Here is a 17,612-nt window from a genome sequence, read left to right as displayed (position 1 = left end):
CGCAGGTCATGCTCCTTCCAGCAGCTTTTCTTCGGCGATCCTGCGGCGCCAGTGCAGCGGCGCCAGCGCGTGGACATTGCTGCCTTCGCTATCCACCGCGACGGTGACGGGGAAATCGCGCACCTCGAATTCGTAGATGGCTTCCATGCCCAGATCTTCGAAGCCCACCACCTTGCTGCCCTTGATGGCACGCGACACCAGATAGGCCGCACCGCCCACCGCCATCAGATAGGCGCTCTGGTGGTCGCGGATCGCTTCCACAGCCATGAGCCCGCGCTCTGCCTTGCCGACCATGGCGAGCAATCCCTGTTCCAGCATCATGCGCGTGAACTTGTCCATCCGCGTGGCGGTGGTGGGGCCGGCAGGGCCCACGATCTCCGCGCCCACCGGGTCGACGGGGCCGACGTAATAGATCACCCGCCCGCGAAACTCGACCGGCAGCTCTTCGCCAGCTTCGAGCATGTCCTTGATCCGCTTGTGCGCCGCGTCCCGCCCGGTGAGCATCTTGCCATTCAGCAACAGACGATCACCCTGCTTCCAGCTGCGTACGTCCTCCGCCGTCAGCGTATCGAGATCGACATGCCGCGCCGAGCTGTCGGGCGCCCAGTCCACCTTCGGCCATTCATCAAGGTTTGGCGCATCGAGATAGGCCGGGCCGGAACCGTCCAGCGTGAAATGGGCGTGGCGCGTCGCCGCGCAGTTGGGAATCATGGCCACCGGCTTGTTCGCCGCATGGCAGGGCGCATCCATGATCTTGACGTCGAGTATCGTCGCCAGGCCGCCCAGGCCCTGCGCTCCTATCCCCAGCGCATTAACGGCGTCGAAAATTTCGATGCGCAGCCGCTCTATGTCGGTCTGCGGTCCACGCGCCTTGAGCTGCCCCATATCGATCGGATCCATAAGCGCCTGCTTCGCCAGCAGCACGCAATGTTCCGCCGTGCCGCCGATGCCGATGCCCAGCATGCCGGGCGGGCACCAGCCCGCACCCATCTGCGGCACCATCTCCAGCACCCAGTCGACAATATTGTCGCTGGGGTTCATCATCTTGAACTTCGATTTGGCTTCGCTGCCGCCGCCCTTGGCGGCGACATCGATCGACACCGTACGACCCGGCACCATCTCGACATGCAGAATGCTGGGGGTGTTGTCGCGCGTGTTGCGGCGGGTGAAGGCGGGATCGGCCAGCACCGAGGCGCGGAGCCGGTTCTCGGGATGCATATAGGCCCGGCGCACCCCCTCGTCGATCACCGCCTGAAGCGGGCGCGATGTGTCGGAGAGGCGGCAATCCATGCCCCATTTGACGAACACATTGACGATCCCCGTGTCCTGGCAAATCGGCCGATGGCCTTCGGCGCACATGCGGCTGTTGGTGAGGATCTGGGCGATGGCGTCACGCGCGGCGGGGCTTTGCTCCGCTTCATACGCAGCGCCGAGCGCACGAATATAGTCCATCGGATGATAGTAGGAGATGTATTGCAGCGCGTCGGCCACGCTTTCGATCAGATCTTCCTCACGGATGACGACCATGTCGCTCATCGATCCAGCACTCCTTTTGGCAGAACCGGCCGCGCATAGGCGGGAAGCGGGGCTACGGTCAAAGCTCTTGGCCTCTGGCGGTGTTTTGCCTAAGGCCGATGGGTTCCAGCGTGTGTTCCAGCGACAAGAGATAGCGAAGTGACGATCGTGGAGGACCGGCCGAGCAGCGCCGGAAATGAGGCGGCCCGCAAGGCCATGATCAACAGCCAGCTGCGCCCCAGCGGCGTGAACGCGGATGTCGTGCTGCAGCGCATGGGTGCGGTGGCCCGGGAGGATTTCGTCCCGGTCGCCTCGCGTGGCATCGCTTACATGGACCGCGCCGTGCCGCTGGGCGGGGGGCGCTATATCGCCGCCCCGGTGGTGCAGGGTCTGATGCTGCAGGAAGCCGCTCCGCGCCTCGCAGACAAGGTACTGCTGGTGGACGGCGGGAGCGGCTACATGGCCGAACTGCTGCGCCCGCTGGTCGGCTCGCTCGAAGTGCTCACTCCCGAGGAAGCCTGCACGAAATCCCGCAAGCCTGCCGATATCACCGTGCTCATCGTGGACGGCGCCGGGGAACAGATTCCGGAATCGCTCGCCCGCCGCCTTGCCGAAGACGGGCGGCTGGTGACGGGCATCGTGCGCAACGGCGTCACCCGGCTGGCGCGCGGCCGCAAGGTTACCGGAGAGATCGCGCTGCTGCCGCTGGCGGAGATCGGCATCCCGGTCCTTCCTGAATTTGCCGTCGCGAAAGGCTGGAGCTTCCAGTAATGACCCGGGCGCGTCCGACGCTGAAGGCGACGTTTGCCGCCTGCCTCGGCGCGAGTGTGGCCTGCGCTGCGCCGGCGACTGCCGAGACGCTGAAGGAAGCGTTGGCGAAGGCCTATTCCACCAATCCCACGCTCGAAGCCGCCCGCGCCCAACTGCGCGCGACAGACGAAAACGTGGTGATCCAGCGGGCGCAGGGGCTCCCGAACGTCAGCACCAACGGCCAGTACACCGAATATCTCAAGCAATCCTCCGCCAGCTTCATCGCCCCGGAGCGCGCGGCGGCAGGCTCGGTTGAGCTCAGCGTGCCGATCTATTCCGGCGGCAGCGTGCGCAACGGCATCAAGGCAGCCAAGACGCGTGTGCTGGCGGGCAGGGCCGATCTGCGAGGCACGGAAAGCAGCGTGTTTTCCCAGGTCGTGGCAGCCTATATGGACGTGATCCTGCGGGAGGCGCTCGTCGGCCTGTCGCGCAACAATGTGGACGTGCTGCAGGTCAATCTGCAGGCGACGAGCGACCGCTTCGAGATTGGTGACCTGACACGCACGGACGTGGCGCAGTCTCAGTCGCGCCTCGCGCAGGCCGAAAGCGATTTGCGCTCGGCCCAGGCAAACCTGGTGGATGCGCGGGAGCGTTACATCCAGCTCGTCGGCAGTTCGGCCAGCGATCTGCAACCTCCGCCGCCGCTTCCCGGCCTGCCCGATACGGCGGACGCGGCCGTGCTGGTCGCGCTGGACAGCAATCCCGACATGATTGCGGCCCGCGAGCAGGCGAAGGCGGCCGGTTACGACATTGAAGTTGCCGGGGCAGGCCGCCTGCCGACGCTGTCACTGTTCAGCAATGGCAACTATACGGATTATCTCGGCTCCCTCGGCGCTGTTCCCGGGGGGGAGCCTGCAGAGCAGGTGCAAACCTCGGCGCAGGCCGGCGTCCGCCTCACGCTGCCGCTGTTCCAGGGCGGCCGCGTGGCAGCGCAGGAACGGCAGGCCCAGGCCAACGCCTCCGCCGCGCTCGAACGCGTGATCGAGACCGAACGCAACATCATCGCAACGGTGCGGTCCGCCTACGCCAGCATGCTGGCCGCCAATGCCATTATCGTATCCAGCCAATCTGCCGTGGATGCGGCCAATCTGAGCCTGGAAGGGGTGCGAGCGGAAAATACGGTGGGCAACCGCACCATCCTCGACATTCTGAACGCCCAGCAGGAATTGCTGAACGCCCAGGTCAATCTGGTGACCGCACGGCGCAATGCCTATGTGGCTGGCTTCACGCTTCTGGCCGCGATGGGCCGCGCGGAGGCACGCGATCTTGGCCTGGAAGAGGATATTGTCGGCCCCCTCTATGATCCCGCCGCCAATTACAACCGCGTGAAGGGCAAGTTCTGGGATTGGTCGATGGATCCTGATCCGACGCCGCAATCCACGAGGACCGTTGACATCCCCGCGCCGGACGGCGAGATTCCGCCGGAATAGCGCAAATGGGGGTGTTGGGCTTCATGCGACAGGACGGCGAACCCTCGGTCGAGGAAATCCTTGAATCGATCAAGAAGGTGATCGCGCGGGACAACCGCGAATCCGCCCTCGCCGAACGCCGCCGTCGGGAGAATAGCGGCCTCCCTCGCGAAGCCCCGGAAGCCGCCCGCAATTCTGTCCATGACGCCGAAGGGGTGCTGGAACTGGGCGAAGCGGCCGAGATGGTGGATAGCGACGAGGCGCTCCGCCATCGTCCCGCAGATCATTCCGATGATGAGGGCGAGAGTGGCACCGGCGAACCCGGACTCACCAATGCAGCGGCAGCGACGGCGATGCGCGAATCGTTGGCCGCTCTGGCTATGATTGCTCGGCCCGGCGCACAGCCGCAGATCGTTCGCTCCGGCGAAACCTCGCTGGAGGGGATGGCGCGCGAAATGCTGCGCCCCATGCTGGCGCAATGGCTGGACACCCACCTTCCGGGGATCGTGGAGCGAATGGTGAAGGACGAGATAGCCCGGATTGCTGGCAAGAAAGGCTGAATAAGGCTTCGGCAGCTTGCCTTGGGCCGCTCAGGTCCTAGCTAAGGAATATGAGCAAGCATTCCAGCGAACGTGAGCTAGAGCGCGCCGAGCGAGCCTTCCGCAAGATCGGCGGCGACGGCATCCGGCGGCAAATTTTCCTCTGCGGAATTTCGGAAAAGCAGGAATGTTGCCGCCGCGAAGTCGGCGAACGCGCCTGGAAATATCTCAAGAAGCGGCTCAAGGAACTCGGCCTCGCCGGCAACGGCGGGGTGCAGCGGACCAAAGCGGATTGCCTGCAGATCTGCGCCGCCGGCCCAATCGCGGTCATCTGGCCGGACAATGTCTGGTATCACTCCTGCACGGAAGAGGTGCTGGAACAGATCATCCAGGACCACTTCATTGGGGGAGTGCCGGTGGAAGCCTATCGGCTGAGGTCACCCGCAGAATCTGGTGAGTCGTTGAGCGGATCGATCACCGACTCGTCATGACCGGTGCCCGCTGACAGGAACACGAGACCCATCAACGCCGAAAAAAGCAGCATCGTAAAGCCAAGGCCCAGCGCCGTGGCGATAAACAGATGGACGGATTGAGTCCCGATTTCCTTGTAAATCAATGTCATGGCAATTGCGACGACGCCCAGCGTAACCAGCAACATCAATCGCATGATTCGCCGATAACGTGCCCAAGCATGGGCGGCCGTGTCCGGATCTTCGAGCGGGGAGCGCTTGGCCATGACGGCTCCATGGGCGTCAAAGGTGCGGGTGACAACCTCCGCACACCTCGCCGTTTGGCGCGGCGGGCTGTTTCGTGTCATTATGGCGGTGGGCAGAGGAAGGAGACGAGCGATGACAATCGCCAGGATAATCGCCGGCCGTAACCAGAGCATTGTTCACTGCGCACCCGAAACCACAGTCCGCGAGGCCGCGGGCTTGCTTGCCGAACAGCGTATCGGCGCAATGCCGGTGCTGGAGCGACAGCGCGTGGTCGGGATTTTCTCGGAACGTGACCTGCTCTATGCCATCGCCCGCGATGCGGCGGTGGCACTGCTGCACGAGGTGCGCAAGGTCATGACGACGCCCCCGATAACGGTAGGTCCGGAAACGGATGTGCTCGCGGCGCTTTCGCTGATGACGCGACGCCGCATCCGGCACCTGCCGGTGGTGGAAGGCGACGAGATGGTGGCGTTCGTTTCAATCGGCGATCTCGTGAAATACCGGATCGATCAGGTAGAGACCGAAGCACGCGCCATGCGGGAATATATCACCGCCGCTTGATCGGCCGGCTTGAGCGAGGCGGATGCAGACCCTACATCTGTGCCATGAGCAACGCTGTGACACTAACCGAGGCTGCGGCGAAGCGCGTCGGCCGGATCGCTGAAATGCGGAGCAGGCCGCCGATGCTGCGGCTTTCCGTGGAGGGTGGCGGTTGCTCCGGCTTCCAGTATCGCTTCGATCTCGCAGAACAGATCGAGAGCGACGACGCCGTAAGCGAAACGGATGGAGTGAAGCTGGTAATTGATCCGGTAAGCCTGGATCTGGTTGCCGGCAGCACGGTAGATTTCGTCGAGTCCTTGGGCGGGGCCGCCTTTCGTGTAGAAAATCCCAATGCAGCCGCGGGTTGCGGTTGCGGTTCCAGCTTCGGGATCTAAGGCTGTCCGCGTGCGGATAGCGAGCTTCAACATCAATGGCATCAAGGCCCGACTGCCGCGCCTGATCGAATGGCTGGAGGAAACCCGGCCTGCGGTCGCCTGTCTCCAGGAAATCAAGAGTCAGGATGCCAATTTCCCGGCCGATGAGCTGGAGAAGATCGGGTATCACGCCATCTGGCACGGCCAGAAGAGCTTCAACGGCGTGGCCATCCTCGCCGATGGGACTGCGCCTGTCGAAGTGCTCCGGGGCTTGCCGGGCGACGATACGGACGATCACGCCCGCTATATCGAAGCCGATGTGGGCAACGTCCGCGTCGTCAACATCTACTTGCCCAACGGCAACCCACAGCCGGGCCCCAAGTTCGACTACAAGCTCGCCTGGATGGAGCGGCTGCGCCAGCGCATGAAGGATCTGCTGGCGAGCGAAAAGCAAGTGGTCGTCGTGGGCGATTTTAACGTGGTGCCCGAGGACAAGGACATCTGGTCCCCCGCTGCGCTGCGCGATGACGCATTGATGCAGCCCGCCAGCCGCGATGCTTACATGCGTCTGCTGCATGAGGGCTGGACTGATGCGATCGACACGCTGAACCCGCGAGGAGGCATCTGGACGTTCTGGGACTATCAGGCCGGCGCCTGGCAGCGGGACCATGGCTTCCGCATCGACCACCTGCTGTTGTCACCGGAATGCGCCGACGGGCTGCGGGCGGCGGGGGTGGACAAGGACTATCGCGGGCGGGAGAAGGCCAGCGATCACGCGCCGGTGTGGGTGGAACTCGCCTGAGCTGAGCCATCCGCCACCGGTCGCTCGCGTTCATCGATAGAAAATGTGGCTGTCGATCGTCGCCCGGGCAATCTTGCGGCTGGCCCACTTCGGGCGAACACGCTGAGCGTGGAAATAGAGGGCATCGCCCGCCGCGCTTTCCCACAGTTCCTGGTGAGCCACACGCGCAATCGCCTCGGCGCGGCGCCAGGCAGAGGATGAAGCACGCACCGCAGGGATACGGCCGCTCTTCACGAAGGAGAACTGGCCGCGCTGCTTCACTACGCTGCAGTAATCGTCCGGGAAGGCATCCGATTCAGCGCGGTTCACGATCACACGCGCCACTGCCAGTTGGCCCGCAAGCGGTTCGCCGCGTGCTTCGAAATACACCGCCTCGGCAAGGCAGCGCATTTCGGGTGAGAGGGGCCCCTCGGTCGGAATGTCGGACACGAGTTCGCGCAGAGAAGATGCATCCAACGAAGAAGCATCTTCTGCATCATTTTCGGGAAGCTGCTGAACCACCTCGTGAGCGACAAAGCGCGGTCCTTGCGCTGCTTCGTCCGCCCCGGTGGGCGGTAGGGCCGCGGAAGCCTCTGCCGCAATCTCGTCTGACGCCGCCGCGCCGGGACTTTCGGCGCCGAAAACAGCGAACATCAACATCACGGCCGAGGCCATAGCCCCGGCACCAAAACCACTACGGACCATCTGTCCCTTTGATCAAGGCGGTTGGCGCCCGACGCAGGTGGTGATCGCGGCCAACTGTGGCCTTTCAGCGCGATCGAACTTGCAGCCTGCCGGCTACCCCCCGTCTGCGTGCCAGTTCGTACGGCAAGAATGCCGCGGGCGAACCGCCTGCGCTGTTGGAAGTGCGGCGGCAGATAGGCCCGGCGGCCCGTGTGTCAACCTTTGTGAACCGACCCGGTAAGGAATCGTTCCGGATCGGGAACATCCAGTTCGACCACCCACAGGTCGCGATCCTGATCATGGCGGCGGGTGCAGTAATCCCAGAATTCTGCCGGATTTGTCGGGTCTTGCTGCCTCGTTTTAGTCCACATGCGAGTGCCATCCATCTGTGGCATGCGCTCCCACGTGCAAGCGTTGGTGCCATTTTTGCAACAGACGACGAGCAATGTCCCCGCGTCGCGTTCACCCTTTTTGATAACGGTGGCGAAGCCGGATGCAGCCTCCACGGCGCGAATCATCCCGGCGACTTCCAGGTGAGTGGGCAGCCGCGGCTCCATCCCGGCCTCAGCCTTCGATCCGGTAGCCGGGAAGACCGGAAAGCGCGATATGGGACCGCAGGAACGTGCCCGTTCCGCGTCCGATTTCCTCACCCGTCTCATCGGTGAGATGCGCTTCGGCAATGAAAACGCGGCGCTTGCCGCTGATCCAACGGCCTTCCGCGATCACTTTCCCGCTGCGGACCGGCGCCGTGAAATGGAGATTGAACGCCGTGGTCAGCAGAAAGCGATCGGACACGAGCGAATTGGCCGCGTAAAAGGCAGCGTCATCCAGCATCTTGAAATAGATTGTTCCATGCGCCGCCCCGGCGGCGTGAAAGACGCGCTCGTCCACTGTGAAATGGATCCGGGCATGGCCTTCGCCCACCACTTCCAGGCGAGATTCGAACAGGGCGTTGACCGGCGCGGAAGCATAGAGCGATTCCAGCGCGCGATAATGCAGCGCAGCGCCGCTCGCGCCCGCGCTTGCGGATCCGTCAGGCGGCGTCGCGATCCGTGGCATTGGTGAGCAATCCGAACATGGCCTCTTCATCGGGCGCTTCGCTCAGCGCCTCATGCACTCGCTCATCCCGCACCAGCCGGGAGATCGCCGCAAGCGCGTGCAAATGTGTGGCGCCGCAATTTTCGGGCGAGAGAAGGCCGAAAACCAGGTCCACCGGCAGTCCGTCAGCCGCGGCAAAGTCCGCCGGCTGACGCAGCTTGAGGAGCGCCGCCACAGGCCGCTGCAATCCAGGCACGCGTGCATGGGGAATTGCCACGCCCCTGCCAAAGCCGGTGCTGCCGAGCTTCTCGCGCTCTTCCAGCTGTTCCTGCACCAGCGCCGCGTCGAGGCCCCACGCCCCTGCGAACAGACTACTGAGTTTCGCCAGGATGGTCGGCTTGTCCGCCGCGTGCACGATGGCAACGGCTTCCGGTTTCATCAGAAATAGGCCACGCATGTCTTCTGGCTTCGCACTTCCGATCGGAACGATTTTGATGAGGCAGGGCCACCATAGCGGCGGCGCTGCCTCATCCACTCCATCAATAGGATGAAAAATCGATATGACGAGCGATGTGAATCACCGCTTGAGCATCTGTCAGGACGGCTCAACCCAGCCGATCGAACCATCTTCGCGGCGATAGACCATATTATGGCGTCCCGTGCCAGCGTTTTTGAAGAACAGCGCATTGGTATGGCGCAAGTCCAGAAGCATCACCGCGTCCGACACGCTCACCTCTGGCACGTCGATCCGCGTCTCAGCGATTACGGGGGGGGCGTCAGCCGCTTCCTCTTCATCACTGGAAGGCTCTTCCACGCCGAACACGGTGTAAGCCGCTTCTTCCAGCTCCACGGCGTGCTGCGCCTGCTCATGGCGGTCCTTCAGCCGGCGCTTGTAACGGCGCAGCTGCTTGTCGATCTTCTCCGCGGCGACGTCGAAAGCCACATGCGCATCCTGCGCTTCGCCGTGGCTCTTGAGGATCAGCCCCTGGTTCGCATGCAGAACGATATCGCACCCGACGGCGCCAGCGGGCGCCTTGCCGAATGTCACCGAAGATGAAAGCGCCCGGCTGAAATACTTCTCGCTGATGCCAGTGAGACGGTCCGAGGCGTGTTCCTGCAAGGCCGAACCAGTGTCCATCTGGTGGCCGGAGACGCGGATTTCCATGGGCGGGGTTGCTCCTCTGATTATCGTTGTGCTGTGGATTTGTGCACGAAACCGACCGGTTTCAACGCTTCCAGAGCGGAGATTCCAACGTTTGGATAAACAGATCGTGCCGCGCGCGCTCTTCCGGCGTGGCGCCATGCGGGCGGGGTTCGCGGAATACTCGCCGGCACGGCCTTGCGCGCCCGCTGGTCGGCACGGCTGAGACCGTTGCCGCCTGTACCGCTACGGTCGAAACTCCGAGTTCCAGGCCGATCTGCCGACCGCCGAGCAGCTCCACATAAACCTGAGCGAGCAATTCGGCATCGAGCAGCGCGCCATGCATCACGCGGTGGCTTCGATCGACACCGTAACGCGAGCAGAGCGCATCGAGGGAATGCTTGGCACCTGGGTGCCGGCGACGCGCGATCACCAACGTATCGACCATGCGTTCCATCCCGACAATCGGATGGCCGCAGCTCTCGAGTTCAAAATTCAGAAAGCCGAAATCGAATTGCGCATTGTGCGCAACAAGCGGCGCATCGCCGATGAAGTCGAGCAGTTCCGGCACCTTCTCCCCGAAAAGCGGCTTGTCAGCAAGGAAGGCATCGCTGAGACCGTGTACCCTCTCCGCCTCGAAGGGCATCATCCGCTGCGGATTGAAATAGGCGTGGAAATTGCGGCCACTGGGAACGCGATTGAGGAGTTCGATGCAGCCGATCTCAACCATGCGATCCCCGGTCCGTGGATCAAGGCCCGTGGTTTCGGTGTCGAAGACGATTTCCCGCATCAGGGGATTATCGGCCGCGACAGGTCGGCTGGCAAGGGCGCAGCGCTTAGCGGGTAAGCTTCTCCACCAGCCTCGCGACCGCAGCGCGCGTTTCCGCAAGAGGCGTGCCTGTGTCGATGATGTGATCGGCCCGCGCCCGCTTCTCTGCATCCGGCATCTGCAGCCTCAAGATGCGCGCGAAGCTTGCGGGCGTCATGCCCGGGCGAGCGAGGACACGGGCGCGCTGCACATCTGGCCCGGCGGAGACGACGAGCACCGAATCCACCTCTGCTGGGTCGGTCCTTTCAAAAAGGAGCGGCACATCGATCACGACCAGCGGAGCCGCCGCGTGCTGGAGCAGAAAGGCTTTCCGCTGCGCGCGCACTGCGGGATGGACGATCGCTTCCAGCCGGGCGAGCGCCTCTGGATCCTCAAACACCGCTGCGCCCAGGGCCTTGCGGTCCACCCCATCAGGGCCAGTGGTGCCGGGAAAGGCCGCCTCGATCACGGGCAATAATGCGCCACCGCGGCCTTGCATCTGGCGAACCTCGGCATCGGCATCGAATACGGGCACGCCCAGTTCGGCAAACATGGCCGCCACGGTGGATTTTCCCATGCCGATCGAGCCGGTAAGGCCGAGAACGTGAGGCCCGCTCATCCAAGCAACAGGTGCCGCAATTCCTCGTCGCCATCCGCCCGGGGCGGTGAGGCACCGAAGAACTTCTCGAACGCCTCAGCTGCCTGGCCGATCAGCATGTTGAGCCCATCAAGCGTGGCAAATCCCGCGGCGCGGGCGGATAGCAGGAGCGGTGTGTCGTGCGGATGGGTGACGATGTCGTAAACTATGCTGCCCGGCGGCACATGGCCCATGTCGAACAACAGCGGCGGCTGCCCTGCCATGCCGAGCGGGCTGGCATTCACCACAAGATCGAAGCAGCCTTCCCGATCGTCGAAGGCGAAATCGCCGGGCGCTGCGAAATGGGCGATGTCGATGGCGTGGTGCTCACCGCCGGGGGCGAGCTCGTCCAGCAGGGCGCGTGCCTTCGCTGGATCGCGCCCGGCAAGAACCAGCACCATGTTCTGATCCGCCAGAGCAGCCACGATGGCCCGCGCGGCACCGCCGGTGCCAAGAATGCGGGCCATCCGGAAATAGTGCGTCTTGGCCAACTCTGCGCGGAGCGGCTCCAGAAAGCCACCTGCATCGGTGTTGAAACCGGTCAGCGAGCCATCTGCTTCCCGCAGGATCGTATTCACCGCGCCGATCCTCTGCGCCAGCGGATCGAGCCGATCGATCAGGGGAATGACCGCCTGCTTGTGCGGCATGGTGACATTGCAGCCCCGCCAGGCCAGATCCTCCCGGCGACGCGCGAGATACTCTGCCAGCCCATCACCCTTCACATGGCAGGCACGGTACTCTGCCTCCAAGCCGAGGCGCCCGATCCAGAGATTGTGGATCGTGGGCGATTTTGACTGCGCGATGGGGTCGCCGATCACCTCTGCATAGGGCGTACTCACGAAGGCAGCTCGCCGTGCTCGCGCAAGGCTGCCAACACCGCCAGCAGTGGCATCCCTAGCACGGTGAAGTGGTCGCCCTCGATCCGCTCAAACAATTGCACGCCCGGGCCTTCGATCCTGAACACGCCCACGCACTGGCTTACGGCGGGCCATTCCTCCGCAAGATAGGTTTCGATAAACTCATCCGTGAGCCTGCGCACATGAAGAGTGGCCATGGCGGAGTGACGCCAAATCACTTTACCCTCCCGCGCAAGCGCCGCTGCGGAATGGAGCTGCATCTCCCGGCCGGAGAAGAATCGCAGATGAGATGCGGCATCGCGCCGGCTCGACGGCTTGTCGAACCGCAGCTCGTCCACCACGACCAGCGAGTCGCTGCCAAGGACCAGCCGATCGCCTGCCGCCTCGACCGCGAGAGCCTTCGCCTCCGCGAGGGCCACAGCGACAGCGGCCGGCGGCGAGCCGGCCAGGTCGCGTTCCAGCGCACGCTCGTCGATTGCGGCGGGCACCGGTCGGAAGGCAACGCCGGCGGCTTCCAGCATCGCCCGGCGAGAGGCGCTGCGGGAGGCGAGGGTGATCATATCGGCTTGGTTCCCACTTGCGGCGGACGCTCCTTGGCGCGTTCGCACCGCTGATTATACAGGCGGATAACCGCGGCTGCGGTCTCCTCGATCGAGCGCCGGGTGACATCGATCACCGGCCAGCCATTGTCGGCGAACATGCGCCGGGCAAATGCCACTTCCCGGGCGACCTTCTCCTCGTCCACATAGGCGGTCTGCGTTTCCTGGTTCAGGGACAGCAGGCGGTTGCGCCTTATCTGAATCAGTCGCGTGGGGGCGGTGGTGAGGCCCACGATCAAGGGATTGCGCAGTTCGAAGAGGGAGGGCGGCGGCGGGCTTTCCATTACCAGCGGGATATTGGCCACCTTGTAACCCCGATTGGCCAGATAAATGCTGGTCGGGGTCTTGGAACTGCGTGATACGCCGGCGAGAAGGATGTCCGCTTCCTCCCACTCCTCCCACGCAATCCCGTCGTCATGCGCGATGGTGAACTGGATGGCATCCACACGTGCGAAATAGGCTTCGTCCAGCTGATGCTGCCGCCCCGGCCGCCCTTTCGCCTGCTGGCCCAGCCGATCTTCCAGCGCGGCTGTTACCGTGTCGAGCGCGGCCACATGCGGCAAGCCCAGCCCGCGGCAACGATCCTCCAACCGCCGACGTGTGTCGTCATTCACCAGCGTGTAGAGAACGAGGCCGGGGTTGGCAGCCAGCTCTTCCACGATACGATCAAGGTGCTGCTGTGAACGGACCATCGGCCAGAAATGGCGGATCACCTCCGCATCGTCGAATTGGGCAAGAGCAGCCTTGGCGATCATTTCCAGCGTTTCGCCGGTGGAATCCGACAGCAGATGCAGGTGCAAAAGGGCCATGTGGAAAAGCACTGGCACAAACCGCCGGAGGAATCACCGGACAAGTTCGCAAGCGAAAAGCACACCCACTGACCGGCGATTCCCCGGCAGGTCCATCGACAGCCTGGCAGACCTATCGACAGGCTGGGGATAGCGGGCAGAACCTTTGCTTGACCACGCGCAACGTGGGATTCGCATCCCGCCGAGCCCCCTGTTCAGCGTGGGAGAAATCGGGCAAGGGCCGCCTTTCCCCAGTTTCCACAGGGCCAACAGAGTCCTGAATCCTATTCATATATATATTTTATTGGATTGGACCTTTCGCGATGCCCGGCCTTCTTCTCGAAACCCTGCGCGGGACCATGGGGGACCGGCGCCCGGTATGGCTGATGCGGCAAGCGGGTCGGTATCTCCCCGAATATCGCGCGTTGCGGGCCAGCAAGGGCGGGTTCCTGCAGCTGGTGTATGACAGCGAAGCAGCGGCAGAGATTACCCTTCAGCCGATCCGGCGGTTCGGCTTCGATGGGGCGATCCTGTTTTCCGACATTTTGATCGTTCCCTACGCCATGGGTCAGGACCTGGCTTTCGTGGCGGGGGAGGGGCCCCGGCTTTCGCCGCGCCTGATCGATCGGGCGCTCGGCTCGCTGGAGGCGGTCCCAGACCGGCTCATGCCGATCTATCGCACGGTGGAGTTGGTGAAGGCCCAGCTGACGGGCGAGACGACGCTGCTGGGCTTCGCAGGGAGCCCTTGGACCGTTGCCACCTACATGGTTGCCGGGGAGGGCAGTCGCGACCAGCATGTGACGCGGGCGCTCGCCTATCGCGACCCCGAGGCGTTTCAGAAGATCATCGATTCGGTCGTGGCGGTCACGGTCGATTATCTCTGCGGTCAGATCCAGGCAGGCGCCGAAGCCGTGCAATTGTTCGACAGCTGGGCGGGCAGTCTCGCTCCGGCGGAGTTCGAACGGTGGGTCATCGCGCCAAATGCGGCGATTACAGCGCAGGTCAAGGCGCGCTATCCCGATGTGCCGGTGATCGGCTTCCCGAAGGGTGCCGGGGAAAAGCTGCCCGCCTATGCGCGCGAGACCGGCGTGGATGCGGTGGGCGTGGACGAGACCGTGGATCCGCTATGGGCGGCGCGGGAGCTCCCGGCGGGCATGCCCGTACAAGGCAACCTCGATCCGCTGCTGTTGCTGGCTGGTGGCAATAGCCTTGCGGTGCAGGCGCAAACCGTGCTTCGCGCATTTTCCGAGCGGCCGCATGTGTTCAATCTTGGCCATGGGATCGACAAGGAGACGCCGATCGCCCATGTGGAGCAGCTGCTGCAGATCGTGCGCAGCGGGGGATGACGGCGGCCTCGCCGATGCCTACATTGGCCTTATGCAGGACGTGCTTGCGATGACGTATCTCTGGCTCAAGGCCGGCCATATCATCTTCGTCGTGTTCTGGATGGCGGGGCTCTTCATGCTCCCGCGCCTGTTCGTGTATCATCAGGAAACCGATCCCGCTTCCGCGGAGAACGCGATCTGGATCGATCGCGAGCGCAAGCTGCTCAAGATCATCCTGCTGCCTTCGATCCTCGTGGTCTGGGCGCTGGGCATCGCGCTGGCCTTTGCCACCCATGCGTGGGGCGAAGGCTGGCTGCATGCCAAGCTGCTGTTCGTGCTCGTACTTTCGGGCTATCACGGCTTTCTCGCCAGCTATGCGAAGAAGCTTGCCCGGGGAGAACGAACGCTGTCGGGCAAGACATTGCGGATGCTCAACGAGGTGCCGGGCATCGTACTGGCGATCATCGTGATCCTGGTGGTGGTGCGGCCTTTCTGAGCAAGGCATGAGCTGCGCGCGTTTTGCGACCGGTGGCGGCGCCAGTTGTATCTTTGCGAATTGACGCACCGTTGCCGAACCCATATTTCATGAGGCGCACCGGCTGAGGCCGCCGTCCCGAGCGGCCGGGTCCGCTTTCCCCAAGCCCAAAGACCTGCCGGCTCCTCCAAGCCAATGGAAATCACAACAAATGCATCTGAAAGAATTGAAGAAAAGGGCGCCGGCCGAGCTGGTTTCGATGGCCGAGGAGCTCGGTGTCGAAGGCGCCAGCACCATGCGCCGGCAGGACCTGATGTTCGCCATCCTAAAGGAAGTGGCGGACGACGGGGAGGAAATCCTCGGCATTGGCACCATCGAGGTGCTGCAGGACGGCTTTGGCTTCCTGCGTAGCCCGGAAGCGAATTATCTCGCCGGGCCGGACGACATCTATGTTTCCCCCAATCAGGTCCGGAAATGGGGCCTGCGCACCGGTGACACGGTGGAGGGCGAGATTCGGGCCCCCCGCGACGGGGAGCGGTATTTCGCGCTGACCAAGCTGCTCAAGGTCAATTACGACGATCCAGACGCCGTGCGGCATCGCACCAATTTCGATAACCTCACACCGCTCTATCCGGAAGAACGGCTGATCCTCGATACCGTGGATCCCACCGTGAAAGACAAATCGGCGCGGGTGATCGATCTCATCAGCCCACAGGGTAAGGGCCAGCGCGCGCTTATCGTGGCTCCGCCGCGGACCGGCAAGACCGTGCTTCTGCAGAACATCGCCAAGGCGATCACGGATAACCATCCGGAGGTTTTCCTGCTGGTGCTCCTGGTTGATGAGCGGCCGGAGGAAGTGACGGACATGCAGCGGAGCGTGAAGGGCGAGGTGATCTCCTCGACCTTCGACGAGCCCGCACAGCGTCACGTCCAGGTTGCGGAAATGGTCATCGAAAAGGCCAAGCGCCTGGTCGAGCACAAGAAGGACGTGGTAATCCTTCTGGACTCGATCACGCGTCTGGGCCGCGCTTACAACACGGTGGTGCCGAGCTCTGGCAAGGTGCTGACCGGCGGCGTGGACGCCAACGCACTCCAGCGGCCCAAGCGCTTCTTCGGTGCTGCGCGCAACATCGAGGAAGGCGGTTCGCTCTCGATCATTGCTACGGCGCTGATCGATACCGGTAGCCGAATGGATGAAGTGATCTTTGAAGAGTTCAAGGGCACCGGCAACTCGGAAATCGTGCTGGACCGCAAGGTTGCGGACAAGCGCATCTTCCCGGCGCTGGATGTTGGCAAGTCCGGCACGCGCAAGGAAGAGCTGCTCGTTCCGAAGGAGCAGCTATCCAAGATGTGGGTGCTGCGTCGCATCCTCATGCAAATGGGGACGATCGATTCGATGGAATTCCTTCTCGATAAGATGAAGGATTCCAAGACGAACGAAGATTTCTTCGCGACGATGAACCAGTAAGGGGAGGGGGCCGCCGGGCCCCCTTTTCCATCACCCCTCTTTTTAGCCGAGGTGCGCGGCGAAGAATTCCGCCGTGCGACGGTCGGCCAGTTCCGCGCCCTCCTCGTTACGGCGCTTACCGAACTCGGTCGCGAAACCGTGGTCCAACCCTTCGTAGTCGTGCAGCGTGACCTTTGCATGCCCGTCCAGTCCCTCGTGCATGGTCTTCTGCACGTCGGGCGACACAAAGCCGTCCGCGGTCGGGATATGCAGCATGAGCGGATTGGCAATCGCGTGCGATTCGCGCAGGAGATTGTCCACGCCGACGGGGTAATACCCCACCGTGGCATCGGAATCCGTGCGTGCCGCAGTCATGAAGGCCAGCCTTCCGCCGAGGCAGTAGCCGACCGCGCCGACCTTCCCGCTTCCACCAAGCATCGTTCGGGCGTGGCGGATCGTGGCTTCGATATCGCGCACTCCCTTGTCCTGATCGAAGTCGTTCATCAGCTCGAGAGCGCGCTTGAATTCGGGCTCGATATCGGGGTCCAGCTCGATACCCGGCTCGATCTGCCAGAAGAGGTCCGGCGCAAGGGCAAGATAGCCGGCTTCTGCCAGGCAATCGCACTTCCGCCTGATTCCCGCATTCACGCCGAAGATTTCCTGGATCACCACGATTGCGGCCCGCGGTGTGCCTTCAGGCTTCGCACAATAGCCGGTAAAGTTCGCGTCGCCGCTCAGGGTGGAAATGGTGACGGTCTCGCTCATATATGTATGCTCCTGCAGGCGTAAGCGTCTTACAGTCACTTACGCGCCCATCACCCGCGCGTTCCGCTGGCACGCACGGCACTGCGAAAGGTTGCCAGATGAAGGTCAATATCGAGATCGAGTGCTCGCCGGAAGAGGCGCGGCGGTTCATGGGGCTGCCTGACGTTGAGAAGGCGAACGCTGCCTATATGGACGCGATGGCGAAAGCGATGCAGGGCGTGTCCAACGTGGACCAGCTTGAGGAATATGCGCGGCAACTGGCGCCGATGGGGCAGATGGGATTGAAAGTGTTCCAGAGCTTCATGGAAGGCGCGCGAAACGTATCGGGGCAGAAGCCGGTCGGGAAGAAGACAGGCGAGTGATT

General features: G+C 63.2%; 24 protein-coding genes. 11 read left to right on the top strand and 13 right to left on the bottom strand.

Annotated features, from left to right (window positions below; genetic code table 11):
* Positions 1-6 precede the first annotated feature (6 nt).
* Complete coding sequence (locus AEB_RS03025; RefSeq protein ID WP_442858057.1) at positions 7-1,527, bottom strand: fumarate hydratase; 1,521 nt, start codon at positions 1,525-1,527, stop codon at positions 7-9.
* Between the two features lie 147 nt (positions 1,528-1,674).
* Between AEB_RS03025 and AEB_RS03020 the strand changes: the two genes are divergently transcribed.
* From AEB_RS03020 to AEB_RS03005, 4 genes are read left to right on the top strand one after another with little or no spacing between them, the layout of a single operon-like run.
* Positions 1,675-2,286, top strand: coding sequence for a protein-L-isoaspartate O-methyltransferase family protein (locus tag AEB_RS03020; RefSeq protein ID WP_231958874.1), 612 nt, complete (start codon positions 1,675-1,677; stop codon positions 2,284-2,286).
* Positions 2,286-3,755, top strand: coding sequence for a TolC family outer membrane protein (locus AEB_RS03015; RefSeq protein ID WP_119081871.1), 1,470 nt, complete (start codon positions 2,286-2,288; stop codon positions 3,753-3,755). The genes AEB_RS03020 and AEB_RS03015 overlap by 1 nt, the downstream gene beginning before the upstream one ends.
* Before the next feature lie 23 nt (positions 3,756-3,778).
* Positions 3,779-4,294, top strand: coding sequence for a DUF2497 domain-containing protein (locus AEB_RS03010; protein WP_119084417.1), 516 nt, complete (start codon positions 3,779-3,781; stop codon positions 4,292-4,294).
* Positions 4,295-4,344: 50 nt separating this feature from the next.
* Positions 4,345-4,764 carry a (2Fe-2S) ferredoxin domain-containing protein gene (locus AEB_RS03005; protein WP_119081870.1) on the top strand — a complete coding sequence of 140 codons (420 nt, stop codon included), beginning with the start codon at positions 4,345-4,347 and terminating at the stop codon, positions 4,762-4,764.
* Here AEB_RS03005 and AEB_RS03000 read toward each other — a convergent pair.
* Positions 4,698-5,009, bottom strand: coding sequence for a hypothetical protein (locus tag AEB_RS03000; RefSeq protein ID WP_119081869.1), 312 nt, complete (start codon positions 5,007-5,009; stop codon positions 4,698-4,700). The two genes, AEB_RS03005 and AEB_RS03000, sit on opposite strands and share 67 nt — an antisense overlap.
* 112 nt (positions 5,010-5,121) lie before the next feature.
* On the opposite strand from AEB_RS03000, the gene AEB_RS02995 reads away from it, so the two are divergent.
* From AEB_RS02995 to xth, 3 genes are read left to right on the top strand one after another with little or no spacing between them, the layout of a single operon-like run.
* Positions 5,122-5,550 (top strand): CBS domain-containing protein, encoded by a 429-nt coding sequence (locus AEB_RS02995; protein ID WP_119081868.1) that lies wholly within the window; start codon positions 5,122-5,124, stop codon positions 5,548-5,550.
* A 44-nt stretch (positions 5,551-5,594) separates the two neighbouring features.
* The gene (gene erpA / locus AEB_RS02990) at positions 5,595-5,924 is read left to right on the top strand and encodes an iron-sulfur cluster insertion protein ErpA (RefSeq protein ID WP_119081867.1); all 330 of its coding nucleotides are present in this window, start codon (positions 5,595-5,597) and stop codon (positions 5,922-5,924) included.
* A 10-nt stretch (positions 5,925-5,934) separates the two neighbouring features.
* Positions 5,935-6,705 (top strand): exodeoxyribonuclease III, encoded by a 771-nt coding sequence (gene xth / locus AEB_RS02985; protein WP_172592986.1) that lies wholly within the window; start codon positions 5,935-5,937, stop codon positions 6,703-6,705.
* A 30-nt stretch (positions 6,706-6,735) separates the two neighbouring features.
* On the opposite strand, the gene AEB_RS02980 is transcribed toward xth, so the two are convergent.
* The 10 genes from AEB_RS02980 to AEB_RS02935 form a co-directional block, all read right to left on the bottom strand.
* Complete coding sequence (locus AEB_RS02980) at positions 6,736-7,359, bottom strand: cell wall hydrolase (RefSeq protein WP_231958873.1); 624 nt, start codon at positions 7,357-7,359, stop codon at positions 6,736-6,738.
* 224 nt (positions 7,360-7,583) lie between these two features.
* Positions 7,584-7,925: a DUF1491 family protein gene (locus AEB_RS02975; protein WP_119081865.1), complete on the bottom strand. Its 342-nt coding sequence runs from the start codon at positions 7,923-7,925 to the stop codon at positions 7,584-7,586.
* 7 nt (positions 7,926-7,932) lie between these two features.
* Positions 7,933-8,427, bottom strand: coding sequence for a PaaI family thioesterase (locus tag AEB_RS02970; RefSeq protein ID WP_172592985.1), 495 nt, complete (start codon positions 8,425-8,427; stop codon positions 7,933-7,935).
* Positions 8,402-8,863, bottom strand: coding sequence for a PTS sugar transporter subunit IIA (locus tag AEB_RS02965; protein ID WP_119081863.1), 462 nt, complete (start codon positions 8,861-8,863; stop codon positions 8,402-8,404). Before AEB_RS02965 ends, AEB_RS02970 begins: the two co-directional genes overlap by 26 nt.
* Before the next feature lie 138 nt (positions 8,864-9,001).
* On the bottom strand, positions 9,002-9,571 hold the full coding sequence (gene hpf, locus AEB_RS02960; RefSeq protein ID WP_119081862.1) for a ribosome hibernation-promoting factor, HPF/YfiA family: 570 nt from the start codon (positions 9,569-9,571) through the stop codon (positions 9,002-9,004).
* A gap of 61 nt (positions 9,572-9,632) precedes the next feature.
* Positions 9,633-10,337: a DNA polymerase III subunit epsilon gene (dnaQ, locus tag AEB_RS02955; protein WP_119081861.1), complete on the bottom strand. Its 705-nt coding sequence runs from the start codon at positions 10,335-10,337 to the stop codon at positions 9,633-9,635.
* Between the two features lie 46 nt (positions 10,338-10,383).
* Positions 10,384-10,974, bottom strand: a complete 591-nt coding sequence (coaE, locus tag AEB_RS02950; protein WP_119081860.1) for a dephospho-CoA kinase — start codon at positions 10,972-10,974, stop codon at positions 10,384-10,386.
* Complete coding sequence (locus AEB_RS02945) at positions 10,971-11,831, bottom strand: shikimate dehydrogenase family protein (RefSeq protein WP_119081859.1); 861 nt, start codon at positions 11,829-11,831, stop codon at positions 10,971-10,973. Before AEB_RS02945 ends, coaE begins: the two co-directional genes overlap by 4 nt.
* Entirely contained in the window at positions 11,828-12,409 is a 582-nt protein-coding gene (locus AEB_RS02940) for a Maf family protein (protein WP_119081858.1), read from the bottom strand. Before AEB_RS02940 ends, AEB_RS02945 begins: the two co-directional genes overlap by 4 nt.
* Complete coding sequence (locus AEB_RS02935) at positions 12,406-13,257, bottom strand: pyruvate, water dikinase regulatory protein (RefSeq protein ID WP_119081857.1); 852 nt, start codon at positions 13,255-13,257, stop codon at positions 12,406-12,408. The genes AEB_RS02940 and AEB_RS02935 overlap by 4 nt, the downstream gene beginning before the upstream one ends.
* 302 nt (positions 13,258-13,559) lie before the next feature.
* Here AEB_RS02935 and hemE point away from each other — a divergent pair, with 302 nt between their 5' ends.
* The 3 genes from hemE (at position 13,560) to rho (ending at position 16,504) form a co-directional block, all read left to right on the top strand.
* A complete protein-coding gene (gene hemE / locus AEB_RS02930; protein ID WP_119081856.1) occupies positions 13,560-14,582 on the top strand; it encodes a uroporphyrinogen decarboxylase in 1,023 nt (340 codons plus the stop codon).
* 49 nt (positions 14,583-14,631) lie between these two features.
* A complete protein-coding gene (locus AEB_RS02925; RefSeq protein ID WP_442858049.1) occupies positions 14,632-15,057 on the top strand; it encodes a CopD family protein in 426 nt (141 codons plus the stop codon).
* A 190-nt stretch (positions 15,058-15,247) separates the two neighbouring features.
* Positions 15,248-16,504, top strand: a complete 1,257-nt coding sequence (gene rho, locus AEB_RS02920) for a transcription termination factor Rho (protein WP_119081854.1) — start codon at positions 15,248-15,250, stop codon at positions 16,502-16,504.
* A gap of 42 nt (positions 16,505-16,546) precedes the next feature.
* Here the strand turns inward: rho and AEB_RS02915 are convergent, their stop codons facing one another.
* The gene (locus AEB_RS02915) at positions 16,547-17,248 is read right to left on the bottom strand and encodes a dienelactone hydrolase family protein (RefSeq protein WP_119081853.1); all 702 of its coding nucleotides are present in this window, start codon (positions 17,246-17,248) and stop codon (positions 16,547-16,549) included.
* Positions 17,249-17,346: 98 nt separating this feature from the next.
* Between AEB_RS02915 and AEB_RS02910 the strand changes: the two genes are divergently transcribed.
* The gene (locus AEB_RS02910) at positions 17,347-17,610 is read left to right on the top strand and encodes a DUF6489 family protein (protein ID WP_119081852.1); all 264 of its coding nucleotides are present in this window, start codon (positions 17,347-17,349) and stop codon (positions 17,608-17,610) included.
* The last annotated feature ends 2 nt before the right edge of the window (positions 17,611-17,612 follow it).

This window comes from Altererythrobacter sp. B11 (assembly GCF_003569745.1).
In the GTDB taxonomy this organism is placed as follows: Bacteria; Pseudomonadota; Alphaproteobacteria; order Sphingomonadales; family Sphingomonadaceae; genus Croceibacterium_C.
This window is presented reverse-complemented; position numbering and strand designations above follow the sequence as displayed.